At 69.6% G+C, this 17,186-nt stretch carries 13 protein-coding genes and 1 pseudogene; 6 read left to right on the top strand and 8 right to left on the bottom strand.

Going from position 1 to position 17,186, the window contains the following annotated elements:
* Positions 1-938 precede the first annotated feature (938 nt).
* From BZY54_RS52660 to BZY54_RS01555, 3 genes and pseudogenes are all read right to left on the bottom strand, one after another.
* The gene (locus BZY54_RS52660) at positions 939-1,361 is read right to left on the bottom strand and encodes an ATP-binding protein (protein ID WP_244216899.1); all 423 of its coding nucleotides are present in this window, start codon (positions 1,359-1,361) and stop codon (positions 939-941) included.
* Positions 1,362-2,150: 789 nt separating this feature from the next.
* On the bottom strand, positions 2,151-2,948 hold the full coding sequence (locus BZY54_RS01560) for an anti-sigma factor family protein (RefSeq protein WP_086722528.1): 798 nt from the start codon (positions 2,946-2,948) through the stop codon (positions 2,151-2,153).
* 25 nt (positions 2,949-2,973) lie between these two features.
* A pseudogene (locus tag BZY54_RS01555) lies at positions 2,974-3,472 on the bottom strand (sigma-70 family RNA polymerase sigma factor).
* A 733-nt stretch (positions 3,473-4,205) separates the two neighbouring features.
* Here BZY54_RS01555 and BZY54_RS01550 point away from each other — a divergent pair.
* Complete coding sequence (locus BZY54_RS01550; RefSeq protein ID WP_086722515.1) at positions 4,206-4,478, top strand: hypothetical protein; 273 nt, start codon at positions 4,206-4,208, stop codon at positions 4,476-4,478.
* Between the two features lie 596 nt (positions 4,479-5,074).
* On the opposite strand, the gene BZY54_RS01545 is transcribed toward BZY54_RS01550, so the two are convergent.
* Together BZY54_RS01545 and BZY54_RS01540 are read right to left on the bottom strand one after the other, a co-directional pair.
* Positions 5,075-6,727 (bottom strand): thiamine pyrophosphate-binding protein, encoded by a 1,653-nt coding sequence (locus BZY54_RS01545; protein ID WP_086722514.1) that lies wholly within the window; start codon positions 6,725-6,727, stop codon positions 5,075-5,077.
* Between the two features lie 2 nt (positions 6,728-6,729).
* The gene (locus BZY54_RS01540) at positions 6,730-7,548 is read right to left on the bottom strand and encodes a cyclase family protein (protein WP_086722527.1); all 819 of its coding nucleotides are present in this window, start codon (positions 7,546-7,548) and stop codon (positions 6,730-6,732) included.
* A gap of 164 nt (positions 7,549-7,712) precedes the next feature.
* On the opposite strand from BZY54_RS01540, the gene BZY54_RS01535 reads away from it, so the two are divergent.
* The 3 genes from BZY54_RS01535 to BZY54_RS01525 all read left to right on the top strand — a co-directional run bounded on the left by BZY54_RS01535 (position 7,713) and on the right by BZY54_RS01525 (position 10,065).
* Positions 7,713-8,678, top strand: coding sequence for a LysR substrate-binding domain-containing protein (locus BZY54_RS01535; RefSeq protein ID WP_086722513.1), 966 nt, complete (start codon positions 7,713-7,715; stop codon positions 8,676-8,678).
* Between the two features lie 78 nt (positions 8,679-8,756).
* Positions 8,757-9,554: an amidohydrolase family protein gene (locus BZY54_RS01530; RefSeq protein WP_279634626.1), complete on the top strand. Its 798-nt coding sequence runs from the start codon at positions 8,757-8,759 to the stop codon at positions 9,552-9,554.
* The gene (locus tag BZY54_RS01525) at positions 9,544-10,065 is read left to right on the top strand and encodes an FAD-dependent oxidoreductase (RefSeq protein WP_086722512.1); all 522 of its coding nucleotides are present in this window, start codon (positions 9,544-9,546) and stop codon (positions 10,063-10,065) included. Before BZY54_RS01530 ends, BZY54_RS01525 begins: the two co-directional genes overlap by 11 nt.
* Positions 10,066-10,264: 199 nt before the next feature.
* On the opposite strand, the gene BZY54_RS01520 is transcribed toward BZY54_RS01525, so the two are convergent.
* Positions 10,265-11,233 (bottom strand): alpha/beta hydrolase, encoded by a 969-nt coding sequence (locus tag BZY54_RS01520; protein WP_086722511.1) that lies wholly within the window; start codon positions 11,231-11,233, stop codon positions 10,265-10,267.
* Between the two features lie 167 nt (positions 11,234-11,400).
* Between BZY54_RS01520 and BZY54_RS01515 the strand changes: the two genes are divergently transcribed.
* Positions 11,401-11,862 carry a MarR family winged helix-turn-helix transcriptional regulator gene (locus tag BZY54_RS01515; RefSeq protein ID WP_208640511.1) on the top strand — a complete coding sequence of 154 codons (462 nt, stop codon included), beginning with the start codon at positions 11,401-11,403 and terminating at the stop codon, positions 11,860-11,862.
* Positions 11,863-12,998: 1,136 nt separating this feature from the next.
* Here BZY54_RS01515 and BZY54_RS01505 read toward each other — a convergent pair.
* Complete coding sequence (locus tag BZY54_RS01505) at positions 12,999-13,211, bottom strand: hypothetical protein (RefSeq protein WP_086722510.1); 213 nt, start codon at positions 13,209-13,211, stop codon at positions 12,999-13,001.
* Positions 13,212-13,669: 458 nt separating this feature from the next.
* On the opposite strand from BZY54_RS01505, the gene BZY54_RS01500 reads away from it, so the two are divergent.
* On the top strand, positions 13,670-15,235 hold the full coding sequence (locus tag BZY54_RS01500) for a serine/threonine-protein kinase (RefSeq protein ID WP_341868655.1): 1,566 nt from the start codon (positions 13,670-13,672) through the stop codon (positions 15,233-15,235).
* 180 nt (positions 15,236-15,415) lie between these two features.
* On the opposite strand, the gene BZY54_RS01495 is transcribed toward BZY54_RS01500, so the two are convergent.
* Positions 15,416-16,696, bottom strand: a complete 1,281-nt coding sequence (locus BZY54_RS01495; RefSeq protein WP_143667971.1) for a hypothetical protein — start codon at positions 16,694-16,696, stop codon at positions 15,416-15,418.
* Positions 16,697-17,186: the final 490 nt, after the last annotated feature.

The following is a 17,186-nucleotide window of genomic DNA, read 5'->3' as shown; positions in this document are numbered from 1 at the left end:
TGGGAGCAACCACGTTCGGGCGCCTGGAACAGCCGATGGGTCATTGTGTTCGGCCACGGTGCGTTCCTCGGCGTTCCTTGGCGTGACCGTTCCTGTCGCCGGCCGGCGCGATGCTCACGCATGGCTCTCGGGTGTGGGAGGCGAGGCGAGCGGAGTTGGCCGGCTGCTGCGGGGGCGTACTGGGTGTCTCTGTCCTTGCGGGTCATGTGTCCTTCTTCTTGTCGGGTCGGGGTCGATTCAGGTTCTGGGGCGCACGGCAGCCGTGCAGGCGGCGTACCTCCTGGCGGACGTAGAGGGGCGGCGGGGAGCGAGCGTGATCGCGTCGGGGTGGTGCGGACCGGCCACCAGGTCGGGATGGCGGCGATCGTGCGGGACGAGTTGTCCGGCGGTTTCTGCGGCGGCGCCGACCGGGACGGGGCCGGGGGCGTCAACGGCCTTCCGTCCATGAGGGCGGCCCGGCGTAGCAGCCAGGCGCGTTCGGCGGCCGTCGCATCGACCAGGGGACCAGTGACGGGCCTGGCCTGGCAGCCGTCGGGTTCGGCCCCGAGAGCGAGCACTTGGTGCATCTCGCGGCGCAGGTCTGGCGCATGCGCGTACGCCTCGTGCGAGGGCGGGGCACCGATGTCCTCGCCGCTGTTCGGGGTGACGTCCACGCTCACACCTCGGTTGGCAGGCAGGGGTCGGCGCCGCAGCGTTGACACAGCATCGTGTCCTGGTCGGGGTCGCCGTGATCGAGGCCCGGTGGGTGTGCCGAGGACCGCATGGGCACCCGCGCTGGGCCCGGGCAGCCGTCGACGGGGCACGGCTTGTGGCTCGCGAAGGCCCACTCGGCGGGGTCGTCGGGTGTCCGGCGCCACAGCCGCCCCCGGTGATCCGTCGCTGTGCTGCGATGCCGGCCCCGGCAAGGGGCCGCAGTCCGTGCGGAACGCCCGGCCCGGTCATGGCGAGCACCTCAGGCAGGCGCGGACTTCGCAGCCGCTGTGTGTCTGGTGCACCTCGGTCGACTGGGCGAGGCACCGGACGATGCCGGTGCCGCGACCGTGTTCGTCGGAGGCGATGTCGGGGCGATGGCGCTCCACCGCCATGCCGGAGTCAGTGACCACGATATGCAGAGTGCCGTCGTCGAGGACGAGCCGCAGGGTCATGCGCTCGCGGCCGTACTGGGCGGCGTTTGAGGCGAGTTCGTCGACGATGAGAACGGCGGAGTCCCGTTCGTTCGCGGGCACGCTCCAGGTCTTCAGCAGATCGGCCGCGAAGTGACGAGCGGCGGGGACGTGCGCCTCCTGCGCGGGCAGGGTGAGCAGCGCCTGGTGGCGGCAGGGCTGGCCGAGCAGTGAACTCGGGCTGGGGGGATCGGTCACGAACATGGTCTTCTGGCTCTTCTGTGGATGTGCGGAGACCGGGAGGGGGAGATCACCAGCAACTTCCGGGTTGTCGGTTGGCCGGAGCCTGCATGAGCGCGCTCATGTGGTTCCACGGGCTGCGCATGCCGAACGGTTCGATGCATTCACCCCTTTTGCTTGATTTCTTTCGGGTCGCGTCGATGCCAGTGGCTTGGGTGGGCTCACTCGTCTCTGTCAGAGCTCGATGCCGTACTCGGGCGGACCGGGCACCGGCAGCTCGTTCCCTCGCCCGTGGTCGTCCGGACGGCGCTGCGGGAACGTCGCACCGCAGAGCCGGACGAGCCTCCGTGCCCACGTCTCGGCTCGGTCGCGGCCCCCGGCGTGCAGACATCCTGGACGGTCATCTCCGGTCATCTCCGGTCTTCTCCGGTCTGCACGGACTTCGGAGGAGAAGGCGAGTTGAGCTCGCAGGCCGTTCGGTGAACCGCATGGCTCTGCCCCCGGACGGCCTTCACCTCGATCAGCCCGGCCGCGCTGGTGAACTTTTCTGGTCGCTGGCAGCCGCTTCGACCACGAGCCGCCTTCGCGCGCGTGGCGCCGATCAGCCCCTCGGCCGCAGAGGCGCCGGTGTCGGCCTCCGACGTCGCCGAGCTCATCCGCCGGGTGCCGTTTTCCGCTGACGTCGCGCCCCTTCGGTGGCGACGTCTTCCTTGCCCCTCGCGCCGCCATGCGCTCACACCCGGCAGCTGTCGTGTGATGTCACTGGGCGGCCAGGCCACCCAGTGACATGAGGACCCGGGCCTCGCCTCAGGCTCGGACTGTGACCAGCTTCTGGCCGTTGCCTGCGAGGATCTCGAAGTGCTCGATGGCCCCGGGGGACATGGCAACCGCCCCGGGGATCGTGGCGCCGGGAGGGTACCGGCCTGCCCGCCAGGTGGCGCCGTCCGCCCTGGCTCCGCCGGGTCCCACCGTCTGCAGTCGGCAGGTCATTCCGGCGGGCGCTCCCTTGGCGGACATCTGAAGGACGCTGCCCCAGGCAGAAGGTGAGACCTTCACCGAGGCGGAGATGCCGGTGGTGGGATCGCTTCCGGAGAAGGTGCGCCAGGCGGTCGGCGCGCTCGGTCCGGGCGGCGTCGCCTGACTGCCCACGGATCCGATGGCCGCCAGCCGGCTGTCGCCGGCCGCTGCCGTGATGAACGTCAGCGAGGCGGCAGCGCCGACCAGGTGCAGACGCCAGCCCCTGCGGCGCCGGGTTGCGGCCTGGTGGAGCAGTCTCTCCAGCACACCTCCCTCCGGCGCCTGCGGCATCGTGGGCACGGCGGGCACGGCATGTCGTTCGGGCAGGGAGCCCGGCGCGCTGTCGGCTGCCCGTGCCACCAGCGGCTCGGCGAGGGCCCCGTCGCCCGCCGGCACCGTCTGGCCTGCGGCTTCCGCCGGGGTCACCGTCGCCAGCAGCGCGGGCAGCCCCGTCAGCTGGACGTGTTCGGCCTGGCACTCGGCGCATTCCGCGAGGCGAGCGCGTATCCGCTCCGCTTCCGCCGAGGGCAGCGTGCCCAGGACGTACGCTCCCAGTGCCAGCCGGAGGTCGACGTGCTCCGCGCTCATGGTCGCCACCTCCTGCACGCCGCGGTCATGGCTCGATTCCCCGTTCCTGGAGCGCCAGCCGCAGGGCGTGCAGGGCGTAGTACGTCCGCGACTCCACGGTGCCCGGCGGGATGCCCAGCACCTGTGCCGCCTCCGCCATGGCCCGGCCCCGGAAGTAGGTCTCCAGCAGGACGGCGCGGTGGTCCTGGGGCAGCGACCGGACGGCGTCGGCGACTGCCCAGCTCTGCAGTGCCTGCTCGATCTCGTCCTCGCCCGGTTTCTGCTCGGCCGCACGCTCCAGCGCCTCGCCGCCGGTCTCGGCCGGCCTGGCCTGCCGGGGCCGGTGGGCGTCGATGGCCAGGTGCCGGGCGACCGTACATAGCCATGCCGGACCGGGCGGCGTGCGGGGTCGAACGCGGCGGGATGCTGCCACGCCCGGAGCTGTGTCTCCTGCACCACGTCCTCCGCCCATTGCCGGTCTCCCGAGGTCAGTCGCAGCACGGATGGAACAGCGGCCCTGCGTGCTCCGCATAGGTGCGCAGCAGTGCGTCATCCGGCGTCGACAGGGTCGCTCACCAGAGACAAGGTCCGCGGAGCGATCCGGATCGCTCCGCGGGAGACGTTTTCGGGAACCTCAGCGCATAAGCCGATCATTGCGCAAATGCATTGCTTGGTCCCATAGCGCACAGAAGGGTGCAGGTGGCGCTCTGTGAGCGTCGCGGGTGAGGCGTCCCTGCCGGGTCCTGTGGCAACCGCCAGGGCCAAGCGCGTGCGGCACCCGGAAGGCCGGCGATCTCACAAAAACTGCATATCTGCCGAACCGTGGGACCCCCGCCGTCCGTGGAGCTGGACGAGAGCCGACTCACGCGCAGTTCCTCATCGATTCCCCATGCACGAAGGACGGATCAGAGGTGACCGGGATACCCCACGCGACGGACGCGCTCGTGGCGCCGTCCAAGCTCGCCCCGCCCTCGTGCATCGAAGTCGGTGCCACCGCGCAGCCCCGGCCCGTGCCCAGCGCACATCCCGGCGACGGCTCCGTGCGCACAGCGATCGAAGGCTGCGTAACCAACGGGACGGGACTCCACCCGGCCCGGCGTGCGCACCACCCGTATGCGACCGCGGCTACAGCGCACCCCGCCCGCGGACACCGACATCGTCGAGAGGCGGGCCAGTCGCAAAGCTTGCGACATCGGCTCCGCTGCCGAACACACCGCCCGCCCTCACCGGCGCTGTCTGCGCCGCCCGCCCCTCATTCCGGAACCAAGGAGTGCCCCCATGGACCTGGAACCGCGCCCAGGAATCGCCTGGCCGAGCCCGCACCTCCGCGAACTGAAGGATGCCGTACGCGCCCTGCTCGGCCTGGACGACGACACCGCCGTCATGATCCGCCAACTCATCTGCGGCGAAGCCGGCTACCCACCGCTGAAGACCGTCGTCGAGGTGCTGCCCATGGACGGCGAGGCCTACCGCTGGACACTCCACCGCCCCGCCGAGCAGATCACCGAGAACGAGCTACGGGCACCTCTGCTCCACCACCGACCGAGCTGACCGGAACCTGACCTGACTGCCCCTGAATCCCGAGGACTGCGCGACGAGCGGCTTGCGGTCACCGCACTGGCCGGCGTCTGCGGCTTGGGAAATACCGATCCTCAGCCGCAATCCTCACCAGGACGAGTTCGGTGTCCGGGTCGCGACGGGTGAAGTCCTTGCTCCTGCGGGGGCTCCTCTCTTGACCCGGCCCGGCTCCTGGACACGGACTCTCAACGCGCGGGCGCCGGCTCCACGCACCTCGGGGCACATCACGGACTCCACGAAAACCGGCTCGTCCCAGCTCCCGTCCCAATCATCCAGGCCGAGCGCGCACGAGACGAGTGACTGCAGGTCTTCGGGATGGTCGAGGTCATGGGCGAGGTCGGCCCAGATCAGACGGGCGCCGGTAGCGGATCGAGAGATCCGACCCCGATCTGACCGGCGATCCAGTAGGCCATAGCCCACTTTCAAGGCGTACTGCCAGAGCTGCGCGGGCAGGGATCCGCCTTCAATGCTTCCGGCGAAAGCCTCACTGCCGAGGGCATTGATGCCTTTGGAACTGGCGGCGGCAGTCGCATTGGCGTACGTGGTGCCGTCGTGGGTCTCGAACCGGCTCAGTGACCGAAGGCTTCTTTCAGCCACCAGGAGCCCTCGCTGGTGATCTTGGCGTCGATGACCAGTGGGCGGCGGCCGGGGTTTTCGATCCAGGTCTTCAGGGGCAGCAGGTCGGAGGGGGCGGCGACGGTCAGTGCCGCACAACCGTGGCCGCGGGCGATGGCCGCGATGTCGACGTCGGGGAAGGAGACAGTGGACAGGTCCGGGCGATCGTTGGCCGGTTCGGCGCCGAAGTGGTGGACCTCGGCTCCGTACATCGAGTCGTTGTAGACGACCACCAGCATCGGCAGCTCAAGTCGGACGAGCGTCTCGAGCTCGGACAGGCCCATCATGAAGCCGCCGTCACCGCAGGCCGCGACGGGGAGGCGGTCGGGCTGGGCCAGGGCCGCGCCGATCGCGGTGGCCAGGCCCAGGCCGACGGACTGGAAGGCTTGGGTGAAGCAGAACCCGTACTCGTCGGGGACGTCCAGGAACATGCTCGGATAGCCAAGGAAGTTGCCGGAGTCGACGGAGATGACGCGCTCGCGCGGCAGCATCCGGTCGAGCTCGATGGTCAGGGTACGCGGGTCGATCAGACCGTCGCCGGTGCGGTCGTCGAACGGAACCTGTTTCCAACTGCCCTCGGCGGCGATGCGTGCGGCGACCTGTGGGGTGCGGTAGCCCGTGCGGGAGGTGTTCCGGGCCGCCGCGACGAGAGCGGCGGTGTCGCGCGCCGTCTCGGCGACGCCGCCCCACAGTCCCAGCCGGACGTCGCGGGTGCGCCCGATGGCTGCACGGTCGAGGTCGACCTGGACGACCGCAGCGTCATCAGAGATCAGGCGGCCGTGGCGCATGGTCCACATGTTCAGCGCGCAGCCCCAGCCCACGATGAGGTCGGCGCCCGAGATGAGCTCCGCCGCAAGGGGGGTCGAGAAGCCGCCGGAGACGTCGATCGACCAGGCATTGTCGTGGAAGAGGCCGCGGGAGACGGCGGACGTTGCCAGCAGGGCGCCGGTCTGTTCGGCCAGGGCGGCGATCGCCTCCTTGCCGGCAGCGGTGCGGGCACCCCGCCCGGCGACGAAGACCGGTCGCTCGGCCCGGAGCAGCAGCTCTGCGAACGCCTCCACGTCGGCGGCGGCTGGGCGGGGGTCGCCCACCGGCACCCGTCGGCGGGCGCCCGTGCCCGTGGGCAGCGGCAGGTCCTGCACGTCGATCGGCACGTTCAGTACGACGGTGCGCCGTTCCCGGGAGCAGAGCTCGTAGGCGTGGGTGACGTCGTCCAGGGCCGTCTCGGGCGAGCGTACCCGCAGAGCGACAGCGCCCAGCCCCTCGGCGATCTCCTCCTGGTCGATGAAGAAGTTGGAGGTCGGCTGGGTGGCTTCGGCGGTGAGCACCAGCAGCGGCGTGCGGCTCTTGGCCGCCTCGGCGATACCGGTGAGCGCGTTGGTGTAGCCGCAGCCCTGGTGCAGGCTGACCACGGCGACCTCGTTGCTCATCCTGGCGTAGGCGTCCGCCATGACCGAGGCGCCGCCCTCGTGACGCGCGGCAACGAAGCGGGCACCGGCCTCCACCAGGGCGTTGGTGAAGTGGAAGTTGCCGCTGCCGACCACGCCGAAGACAGTCTTGACGCCGAGTCTGTGCAGTGTGTGTCCGATGGCCTCGCGTACCAGCATCGTCAGATTTCTCCGTTCGTGGGGTGGGCGGGTGCCCCGACGAGGGCCAGCACACGGGCGGGGCTCCCGGAGCCGCCCACGATCTTCAGCGGGGCGACGATGAGGACGGTGCCGACGGGCGGCAGCTGCCCGAGGTGCTGCAACTGGGTGATGCCGTACTTGCCGGCGCCCAGCAGGTACGAGTGGCACGGGAAGCCCGGTTCGAAGCGGTAGGCCTGACCCGCGTCGGTGCCGACGGTCTCGACTCCCAGGCCGATGATCGGCGCTTCCTCGGCCAGCCAGCGTGCGCACGCAGGGGAGACACCAGGGGTGTGCGGCCCCGCGTCGTCGGCGTTGAGGAAGAGGTCCTGGTCGTGCGAGCGGGCGTCCCAGCCAGTGCGGTAGAGCAGCCAGCCGCCTTCGGGCAGTGGCCCGTGCTCGCGCTCCCAGGCGCGGATGTCCTCGACCTCGAGCAGGAAGTCCGGGTCGGCCGCGCACTCGGGTGACTTGTCGATGATGACCGCCGGGGCCACCAGTCGGGTGACGGGGACGCTTCCCACGTCTTCCAGATCCCGGCCGGTGATCCAGTGGCGGGGCGCGTCGAAGTGCGTGCCGACATGCTCACCGGTGTGGATGCCGTTCTGGTACGAGGTCTCACCGCGCTCGTCGTAGTGGGCAAGCTCCTCGAGCCGGAAACGCGGGATCGGTGCCATGCCCTCCGGGAGGGGTAGCACCGGTGTTTCTGCGGACAGCGGGGCGGTGAGGTCTACGACGCGCAGCGATCCCTCGGCCAGCGCGGCCAGGATGTGGGCTGGCTCCGGGGAATAAGTGAGGGGAAGCATGCTGACATCCTGGACCGGCCTCGCGTATCTGACCATTGCCAATACACGTGCGGTTATGTTCATTTGGTCATACCTCCCGGTGGGTGCGTCAAAGGGAGGTCGCGAGACTCACGGGAAGCGACGAGTCGGCAACTGGTTCCTGGTCAGGAGCGTGCAACGAGAAAATGACGTCCAAAAAGGTCGACCGGCTGCTCGACGGCCGTTTCAAACTCCGTCACCTCACCCTGGTCACCACCATCGCGGAGCACGGCTCGCTGGTGGGCGCAGCCCAGGCACTGCATGTCACCCAGCCAGTCGTCACCCGCGGCTTGCGGGAGGCCGAGGAGGTCCTGGGTGTCAGCCTCTTCCAACGCGGGCCGCGTGGTGTCAAACCGACCGTCTACGGCGAGCTGCTGATCGAGAACGCGCGGGCGATCCTCGGGAACCTCCGCCGCGTGGGCGAGCACATCGACCAGATCCAACGGGTCGGTGACCGCCCGGTGCGGGTCGGCACCAATCTGGCCGGGGCCTACACCCTGCTGCCCCGGGCCGTCATCGCGCTCAAGCAGGAGCGGCCGATGACTGCGGTTGCAGTACTCGAGGGCACGCCGGACGAGCTGGTGAAGCAGCTGCACCGGAACGAGGTCGACCTGCTGGTGGGCCGGCTCACTCCGGAGGAGTCCGGTGTCGGCCTGCGTCAGCTGCGGCTGTACGACGAGCCGGTGCGGATCGTGGCCCGACGAGGCCATCCCGCGCTGACACTGCCGACCCCCACCATCGAGGCGCTGGTCGACTTTCCGTGGGTCCTGCCGACGCGGCCCGCCCTACTGCGCGACGAGATCGACGAACTCTTCGCCGAACGCGACCTGGATCCGCCGAGCAACCTCATCGAGTGCACGACCATCCTGACCATCCGGGCCATCCTCGCGGGCACCGACGCGGTGGCCGTGCTACCGGCGATGATCGGTGCCGGGGACGACACGCTCGACGTGTTGCCGATCGTCCTGGAAACAGTTCCGTTGTCGATCGGCATCACCTGGCGTGCCGACGAGCCGCTCAGCGACAGCGCCCAGCTGCTGCTCGGCAAACTGCGGCGGGTGGCCAGGGAGATCGCCGCCGAGATGCCGACGCCGTACCGGTCGCGTCCCTGACACAGGAGCCTCGGGTGGCCGGCGGGCCGGCCGCATCCGGTGAAGTACCTCCGGTGACGTACGTATGCCCCTGCGGCTATAGCACGAAGGCGCGCGGGCAGTGAGGCGACCGCGGTCGCCCGCATCTTCAACGACCTGGCACTGGAGATCACCGCCTCGTCCGAACGGCTCATCCCCTTCTGCCAGGTACCCCTCCAGGACACCGACGCGGCCTGCGCCGAGCTGGAGCGTAGCCTCGCAAACGGCCATGTCGGCGTCGAGATCGGAAATCACGTCGGCGACCTCGACCTGGACAGCGCCGGCATCCGCACCTTCCTGCAGCACTGCGCCCACCTTCGGGTGCCCGTCTTCGTGCACCCGTGGGACATGCCGAACTCCCCACGTCTGGGCCGCTGGATGGCACAGTGGCTGACCGGTATGCCCGCCGAGACACACCTGTCGATCCTGTTGCTGATCCTCGGCGGTGTCTTCGACGACGTCCCCGGCACCCTGCGGATCTGCTTCGCCCACGGCGGCGGCTCGTTCGCCTTCTGGCTCGGCCGGATGGAGAACGCCTGGCACCAGCGCCACGACGTGATCGGCACCTCCGCACTGCCGCCGTCCTCGTACGTCGGCCGGTTCAGCGTGGACAGCGTGGTCTTCGACGAGCGGGCGCTGCGGCTGCTGGTCGACACCCTCGGCGCCGAGCAGGTCATGGTGGGCAGCGACTATCCCTACCCGCTCGGGGAGCGCCCTGCCGGATCGGTGGCGCGCCGCGCCGCCTTCCTCGACGACCGGCAGCGCGCCTTGGTGCTGCGCGGCAATGCGGAGCGGTTCCTCGGCCGGTCGCTGCCGGCGGCCGCACCGCTCGGCGCGCAGGCCGGTCATGCCCACTGAGACCGGCTACGACGCGGTGGTCGTCGGCGCCGGCATCAACGGGCTGGTCGCGGCGGCGGAACTGGCGCCGGCCGGGTGGCGCGTCGCGCTGGTCGAGGCCGGCGGTCGGCTGGGCGGCTTCATCGACTCCCGGGTCGACGAGGAGGGGTTCACCCACGACACCTTCTCCTCCTGGCACCCGCAGTTCGTCGGCGGGGCCGCCTACCCGCTGCTCGGAGCGCATCTGGCCCGGCACGGCCTGGAGTACCGAACGGGCGGAGACCTGCTCACCGCCAGTGTCGCCGACGACGGCCGGACCACGGTGGCGTACCGCGATCCCGAGCGCACCGCCGCCGCCTTCACCGAGCCGGGCGACCGTGACCGCTACAGGGCCATGGTCGCCCGGACGTTCAGGGCCCTTTGCATGGCGCACCCTGAGGCGTGGGCGGACTGGCGGTGGGAGCCGGCCTGGTGCATGCCACGCCTGACGCAGCCTTCCCCGGCCGCAACACCGGGGGCACCGACAGGATAGAGACCTCTCAGAATTGACGGCTGGCTTCCGCGCCGCGCGCGGGAGGCTTCTTCTGCGGCGCTACCTCCTGTTGGCCGCCAGCGGATCGACTTGCTCCAGGCTTGGGCGGCCGGAGCCGATCGGCACCTACGGTCCTCGGCGAGGGCGCGCGGCCTGCCGCTCCTGTCCGGCCCACCGGGCCGGACAGGAGCGGGTGGGGTCAGGCGGTGCCGAACGCGCGGCGGAGAACGTCGACGGCCTGGGTGATCGCGGCTTCGGCGGCCTGGGTGCCGCGCAGGGCGTCGAGCATCACGAAGTCGTGGATGATGCCCCGGTAGCGGGTGGAGGTGACGGGGACGCCCGCTTCGCGGAGCTTGTCGGCGTAGGCCTCACCCTCGTCGCGCAGTACGTCGGCCTCGCCGGTAATGACCAGGGCCGGCGGCAGACCGGTCAGTTGCTCGGTGGTGGCGCGCAGGGGGCTGGCGGTGATCTCGGCGCGCTGGTTGGGGTCAGTGGTGTACTGGTCCCAGAACCACTGCATGCCGTCGCGGCGCAGGAAGTAGCCGGTGGCGAACTGGTGGTAGGACGGCGTGTCGAAGGACGCGTCGGTGACCGGGTAGAACAGGACCTGCTGGATCAGGGGCACGTCGCCGCGCTGCTTGGCCATGAGGGTCAGTGCGGCTGACATGTTGCCGCCGACGCTGTCGCCGGCCACGGCGATGCGGGTGGCGTCCAGGTCCTTGGTGGCGCCCTGGCGGACGATCCACTGGGCGACGGCGTAGTTCTGCTCGATGGCGACGGGATAGCGGGCCTCGGGCGAGAGGTCGTATTCGGGGAAGACGACGGCCGCGCCGGCGCCGGTGGCGAGTTCGCGGACCAGGCGGTCGTGAGTGTGGGCGTTGCCGAAGACCCAGCCCGCGCCGTGGATGTAGAGGATCACCGGCAGGGTGCCGGTGGCGCCGGCGGGCTTGACGATCCGGGCCCGGACCGAGCCGGTCGGGCCGCCCGGGACGGTGATCCACTCCTCGGCCACCGGGAGCTTGGTGATCTCGCCGGACTGGACCTCGTTGACGGCCTTGCGGCCCTCTACCGGCCCGAGGTCGAACAGGTACGGCGGGTTGGCGGTGGCCGCGGAGAACTCGGCCGCGGCGGCCTCCAGCACGGGCGCGGTCGGAGTGTGGTCGGTCATGGTGGACTCCCTGGTCGGATCGGGGGGTGAGTGGCTACTCACCGACAGAAGACTATGGTGCGATTACATTGTGTGCAAGCTAATTGCGTGCATTGAACTTTCGTCATTGGTGGTCTAGGCTGGCGCACGTGCGCGATGAAATGCGCGGCGCGAGGAGGAGACCCGGTATGGACAGCACCGAGAACGGCACGGAACAGGGCTTCTCCCTGCTGCTGGACGACCAGCTGTGCTTCGCCCTGTACGCGGCCTCCCGCGCCGTGACCAACCGCTACCGGCCGCTCCTGGAAGCCCTGGGGCTGACCTACCCGCAGTACCTGGTGATGCTGGTGCTGTGGGAGCATGACACGGTGCCGATCAAGGACATCGGGGCCGCCCTCCAGCTCGACTACGGCACGCTCACGCCACTGATCAAGCGCCTGGAGTCGGCCGGCCTGGTCCGCCGCGAGCGACGCCCCGACGACGAGCGCACCGTCCTGGTCACCCTCACCGGGCAAGGCCAGGAACTGCGCGAGCGGGCCCGGACGGTCCCGACGGACATCGGTGACGCCATGGGCCTGTCGCCCGCCCAGTTCGACCAGGCGCGCCGACTCCTGCGCCTGGTGACCGCCAACGTCTCCGCCTCCGGCTAGTACTCCAGCAGGATCTGACCTGCGGTTTTCACCGGGTGGGCGGGAGTGCAGCGGGATTCCGCACGTGCAACGAGGAGACCGGCGAGGAGCTGGCCGTCTGGCCGACGCCCGTTGTCGGTGGCGGCTCGTAGGGTGAGGACGTTCTGTGTGCGTCTGGCTGTGCCGTGAACAGCTACTCGAACGGCCCCCCGCCCGCTGGTCACCCACCGGCGGGACGTCGTGGTTTCACCGGTTGTCGTAGCCTCGCTCGGAGAGGTACCTGACAGCCCGGCGGTTCTCCCTGAGCCACCGGTCGCAGACCCGGTATGGCTGGACGGCATCCTTTGTCTGCAGCTCAGCGACAGCGACAATCTCGTCGGAGCATCCGCACGGCCGTGCGGAGTGCAGATCCACCGGCCGGGTTGTGACACGGGCTCATCGAGCCGAATCAGGCTGATGATCGGCGACTTCATCTCGCACGTCATGCGGAAAGGCTAGCCTTCGGGGGCCTCCGGGTGCCGCACCTTCTTCTTCAGCGCCTGCTGCACCACGTGGCCGCCAGCGGTCAAGGTGCCCTGCCCCTCAGGGGTTAGGGCCTCCTTGCAATACCGACCCCCGAACTCGCTTGGGCATGGCTTGAAGCTCGCGGCCTCATCGGGCCGCACCCGAGGAACACTGCGTCCGCTTGGCAACGCGTGACCGCGGACGGCCGCGACATCGCCGCAGACCCCGACGGCCGGACAAGGCTTTGGGCGGCAGAGCGGCTTGCGGGTGTACTGGACCCCACCCTTGAGGAGAAGGTGCGCCCCGTCTTCGATCTCGGGGACTATGAGACACCCTGCGGGCAGGCATTGGTGGTCTGGGCCAGCGGCACACCGCCGGTACCGCGCTGGGCTGTCGAGCACCGCTGACGTCCACCGTCGTTGCCGTCAGCACTGCCGTCACTGCCGTCGTCCGCAACTTCTCCGAGCACCGCTTCAGGAGCTCGACGCGAAACGGCTTCGGCACCGGGCAGACCTGCAATGGCTCGACCGGCCGGTCGGTCCGGCTTCACCAGCATGCCGACCGGCGCACTTCCACAACGACCGGCAGGTTCGCTGGCCATCGTCCTCCCTCTCGGAGAGAACGAAGCCGCCGGACTTATGGACTGGTCGCACTTACGCGGCCTCGTAGTGATGCGGTTGGCCGCCGGTCCATGTCACCCACGCTGGGTCGTCGAGCAGTGCCTCGGCGTCCGGCAGCCCGGCCCGCCGCAAAAACTCCAGCACATCGGCGTCGGAGCGTGCGAGCCCGGCGAACTCGCCCCGTATGGCCACACGGCGACCACCGCTTCCCATGGGGTTGGATACAACGATCGGCGCATGTGGCATCAAGCTCTCCTGCGGTCAGTCAGTGGCCCCCGTCCAGCGTGCGCCCAGCCGTGCAGCCAGGCACCTAATCGATCACACATTCGATTTTAATCGATGTCTCTCATACGAGGTGAGCGTGACGCGCACTGGTGCGTGGCCAGTTCGGCCGGCGGCTGTAGACCTGCATCACCGACCCCTCGGCGACCAGACCGACATCATCGCCGGCATCCCGCACGAGAGGCGCAGAGGGCCCGCCCCACCACCCGGCGGCCGAAATCGCCATGATTGTCGGCATACCGGTCAGTGATCTGCCAGGGAAGCGGCTGACGGCGAGGTCGGCGACGACGACCAGCTGTCGGTATGACAGCTTGCCTGACCTGCCGCAACACGCCAGCCACCGGGGGAAGTAGGGCCGTTTTCGTCGCTGCGCCGAGTTGGTCCGGATATCTGACACAGGCTGGGGGTACCCGCCTCGCGGCATGGTCCATGGCCGAGTCCGGAACGCGGTGACAGCAACGGAGAATCAGGTGAAGGCCCGCCGAACAGCAGTCCCGCCGACGTCCGCGGCGGTCTCAGCGGATGCGCAGTGCGCTCAAGTCCTCTCCGGGCGCTACCGGTTGGGCACGAGAATCGGATCGGGAGGCATGGCCGACGTCTACGAGGGCGTCGACACGCGCCTTCGGCGGTCCGTGGCCGTGAAGGTCTTCCGGCCCGGCGCCGACCCCCGGACCGAGGACCGCCTCACCGCGGAGGCCGTCCTTCTGGCCCGCCTGCAGCATCCCGGCCTGGTCACCGTCTACGACGCCGGCCGCGACGGCGACCGCACCTACCTCGTCATGCAACTGGTCAAGGGCCCTACGTTGCGCAGCCTCCTGGCATGCAGAGCCCTGCCTGAGCGGCGCGTGGCGGATGTGGGCGCCGCCCTCGCGCGGGCGCTGGCCCATGTCCACCGGGCCGGCATCGTGCACCGGGACGTCAAGCCGTCGAACATCCTGCTCGATGCGGCCGGTCGTCCTCACCTGGCCGATTTCGGCATCGCGCGCCTGGCCGACGCCACCCGGCACACGGCACCTGACGTGCTGCTAGGCACTGCTGCCTATCTGGCACCGGAGCAGGTCGAGGGCAAGCGGGTCGGGCCGGCCGCGGACGTCTACGCGCTCGGCCTGGTCCTGCTGGAGTGTCTGAAAGGTGAACCGGAGTACCAGGGCACCCCGTTGGAAGCGGCAGTTGCCCGCCTCCACCGCCCGCCCGAAGTCCCCACCTGGTTCCCCTCGGACCTCGCGGCCCTGTTGCGGGCCATGACCGCCCACGACCCCGAGGCACGCCCGGACGCCGAGCAGTGCGCGCAAGCCCTCGCATCTCGGCATGCCGGACCCGATCCATACCCCCTGCCGCTCTCGGCACGCTCCGAGGTGCGCCTTCCGACGCCGCTCGCCGCTCACCCCGCAGCGGAGGAGCACATACGGAGTCAGGAGGCGGCGGTCACTCGGCGCAACCTCCCCGGCGGCACTCGCCACAGTCGTCGCCTGGCAGTGGGTACGGCCCTGGCCCTCTCCGTGGCCCTAGGTACGACCCTCGCCGTCACATCGGGCACCAGCGGAAGTGACGACCGGGCAGCAACGACGCCCGCCGTGACCCCCGCGCACCCCCCCTCGGGCATGGCGACTGCCGAGAGCGGGTCCGGTGCGCCCCCACCCACCCGATCTCACGACGCTCAGCCACCCTCTGGAACATTCGGCGCGTCCCACCCTGCGGCTGCGCCAACCGGATCTCATGCCCGGCCCGCCTCCAGGACACTCGACACTTCTTATCCGGCGGCTGCCCCGAGCTCGAGCCGCAGCGCCTCTACAGCGCCCACGAGCTCAAGGCCGCCGGGAGCGGCGTCACCGCCGCCACAATCCGTGCCGACCGCAGCCGGGGCCGCTGGCCCGAGCCGGACGACACCACCGGCGGCGACAACCGCCGGCACGGCGCCCCCGTCGCCTAGGCCCTCGAGGAGCGGCGCGGCTACTGCCGCACCGCCCAGCCCAAGCCCGACGCATTAGATGCCGAGCACTGAGCCCCACCGCGCCGTTACATGCTCGACCTTCGAGGGGTGCCTCGAGACACCCGTTACAGGAGTTCGCTTGTTCTGGCTCTCTGACGCCTCCAGCCAGGGGTTTCGAAGCTGATCAGGCTTGCCCAAGGTTGTTGCTGTCCGGCGTCGTTGATGGCAGTCGTGGATGTCAGCGGCTCACCTTCACAGCCTCCGACGTCGCTGCACGGAACGACTCGGTCGCCTTGAAATACGCGCGAAAGTAACCGCGCCTCGCATTGGAGATGTCGGCCGAGAAAGCGTAGCCGCTACCGGACCAGGTGGCCTCCGTCGTGAGCAGGTCCGCCCACTGTTCGCCGTCACGCGAGTACTGGATGTGCACCGGGATGGTGGCGGGCGTCCAGCCGTCGGGGAAGTCCATCGCACCCTCGACGTTCACGCCGTGACCCTGCGTACGGGTGGCCGAGAACGAGCTGAAGACCGAGGCACGCAGAACGGTGATCTGGGCACTGTTCGCGGAGGCGGGGGCGATGAACGGGTCGTCGCTGTGCGATGCCACGCGGAAACTCCCGGTTTCCCACGGGGCGTGGGCGAAGGTGACCTTGCCGTCCTCGCCCGTCGTGAAGTAGCCGACGCTGGCGGACTGACCACCGGTGGAGGGCTCGAAGAGCACTCCACCGCTCTGGCCCTCGAAGGGCTCCCAGCCATGCGGGGTCTCGCGCTCCAACGTCGCAGCCAGGGTGACCTGCTGTCCGAAGTCGATCGTCCGGGCCTCCGCCGGGGCCTGGACGGTCCAGCGTGTGGCTACCTGCCGGACGCCGATCTGTATCGACTTGGACTCGCCGTACAAGACGTAGGGGTACTCGTTGACGTTCCGGTAGACAGCCTGGACCGGCACCGCGTCGTTCACCGTGACCGTGCCGGAGAAGCGTCCGTCCGCGTCGGTGCGGACGGTGTTCTCGGTCCAGTAGTCCACATCGAGGTCCACCGGGTGATCCGCCAGGGGCTTCAGCTCGCGGGTCGCCGGCCATCGTCCCTTCAGGATGCCCTCGACACACACCTGGCGGTGGTCGATGTCGACCTCCGAGCGGTCGCTGCGCACGTCCTCGAACACCGCCGCGACGTAGTAGGCGAGTGAGCCCGCGGAGTCGTCGGTGGTGCGGTCGCCGTCGGCGTCCGTGGCCTCGATGCGGACGGTGTAGCTGCCCAGGTCGGCAAGGTCCAGAGGCTGCTTCGTGTGCCACACGCCGTTGCCCGGCGTGCCGGAGACCAGAGCGAACGCGGCATTCTCGACGACGGTTACTTCCTGCTGTGTGGCGGCGGAGACGATATGGGCCCTGATCTCCGTGATGGCGCTGTCGGAGCTGATACTGACGGCCAGGGTGCCAAGGTCGTCCGAGACGCTGTTCGCCCATCGGACGTCAGGAGCCTGGCCCTCCACGGCGTTTGCTGCCGAGGTGCCGGTCAACAAGAGCGCGACAGTGCCAATGGCGGTCCAAGCCGCCCGTCTTCTGAACATCAATCCCCCCAGGGACGGGTCGAAAACCGTAGCGCGAATTCTCCGCGTGTCTGCGGTTGATGTCGCGGCTGAACGCCTTTTCTATTGCACGGCTGTGACATGGGGCTCGCGAGTCTTCGCCATGGGGGGCTGGTCGGTGCACGTGCACGAACCTCGACACACGTGCACCTTGCTGCTGTCGGCGCTGCGCGCAGACGCACTCACGATGACGGAGACGTTCGGGAATAGCACGTTCACGGTGCGGCTGGATACCCACGTGCCTGGGCGAATGCCGCAGTTGGTGTCCGCCAGGCGCGCCCGCCGATGTAACCCACTGATGTCGGAAGACCCTCGGGATCATCCCGAGGGGCCTCCTAGCCGTGTCCCCGGCAGGATCCGAACCTGCGACACCCGCTGCGGGAGTTCGATCCGAGTCCGCTCCGGCCGCCGTCATCGACTGGTG

Origin of the sequence: Streptomyces carpinensis, from assembly GCF_002154505.1 — a bacterium.
Taxonomy (GTDB): Bacteria; Actinomycetota; Actinomycetes; order Streptomycetales; family Streptomycetaceae; genus Streptomyces; species Streptomyces carpinensis.
This window is presented reverse-complemented; position numbering and strand designations above follow the sequence as displayed.

What these genes read in the sequence shown, in the direction of transcription:
- BZY54_RS01515 (WP_208640511.1), top strand. Translation starts at nt 11,401, where the DNA reads ATGGACAGCACCGAGAACGGCACGGAACAGGGCTTCTCCCTGCTGCTG.
- BZY54_RS01540 (WP_086722527.1), bottom strand. Translation starts at nt 7,548, where the DNA reads ATGCTTCCCCTCACTTATTCCCCGGAGCCAGCCCACATCCTGGCCGCG.
- BZY54_RS01560 (WP_086722528.1), bottom strand. Translation starts at nt 2,948, where the DNA reads ATGAGCGCGGAGCACGTCGACCTCCGGCTGGCACTGGGAGCGTACGTC.
- BZY54_RS01520 (WP_086722511.1), bottom strand. Translation starts at nt 11,233, where the DNA reads ATGACCGACCACACTCCGACCGCGCCCGTGCTGGAGGCCGCCGCGGCC.
- BZY54_RS01550 (WP_086722515.1), top strand. Translation starts at nt 4,206, where the DNA reads ATGGACCTGGAACCGCGCCCAGGAATCGCCTGGCCGAGCCCGCACCTC.
- BZY54_RS01505 (WP_086722510.1), bottom strand. Translation starts at nt 13,211, where the DNA reads ATGCCACATGCGCCGATCGTTGTATCCAACCCCATGGGAAGCGGTGGT.
- BZY54_RS01545 (WP_086722514.1), bottom strand. Translation starts at nt 6,727, where the DNA reads ATGCTGGTACGCGAGGCCATCGGACACACACTGCACAGACTCGGCGTC.
- BZY54_RS01535 (WP_086722513.1), top strand. Translation starts at nt 7,713, where the DNA reads ATGACGTCCAAAAAGGTCGACCGGCTGCTCGACGGCCGTTTCAAACTC.
- BZY54_RS01500 (WP_341868655.1), top strand. Translation starts at nt 13,670, where the DNA reads ATGGTCCATGGCCGAGTCCGGAACGCGGTGACAGCAACGGAGAATCAG.
- BZY54_RS01525 (WP_086722512.1), top strand. Translation starts at nt 9,544, where the DNA reads ATGCCCACTGAGACCGGCTACGACGCGGTGGTCGTCGGCGCCGGCATC.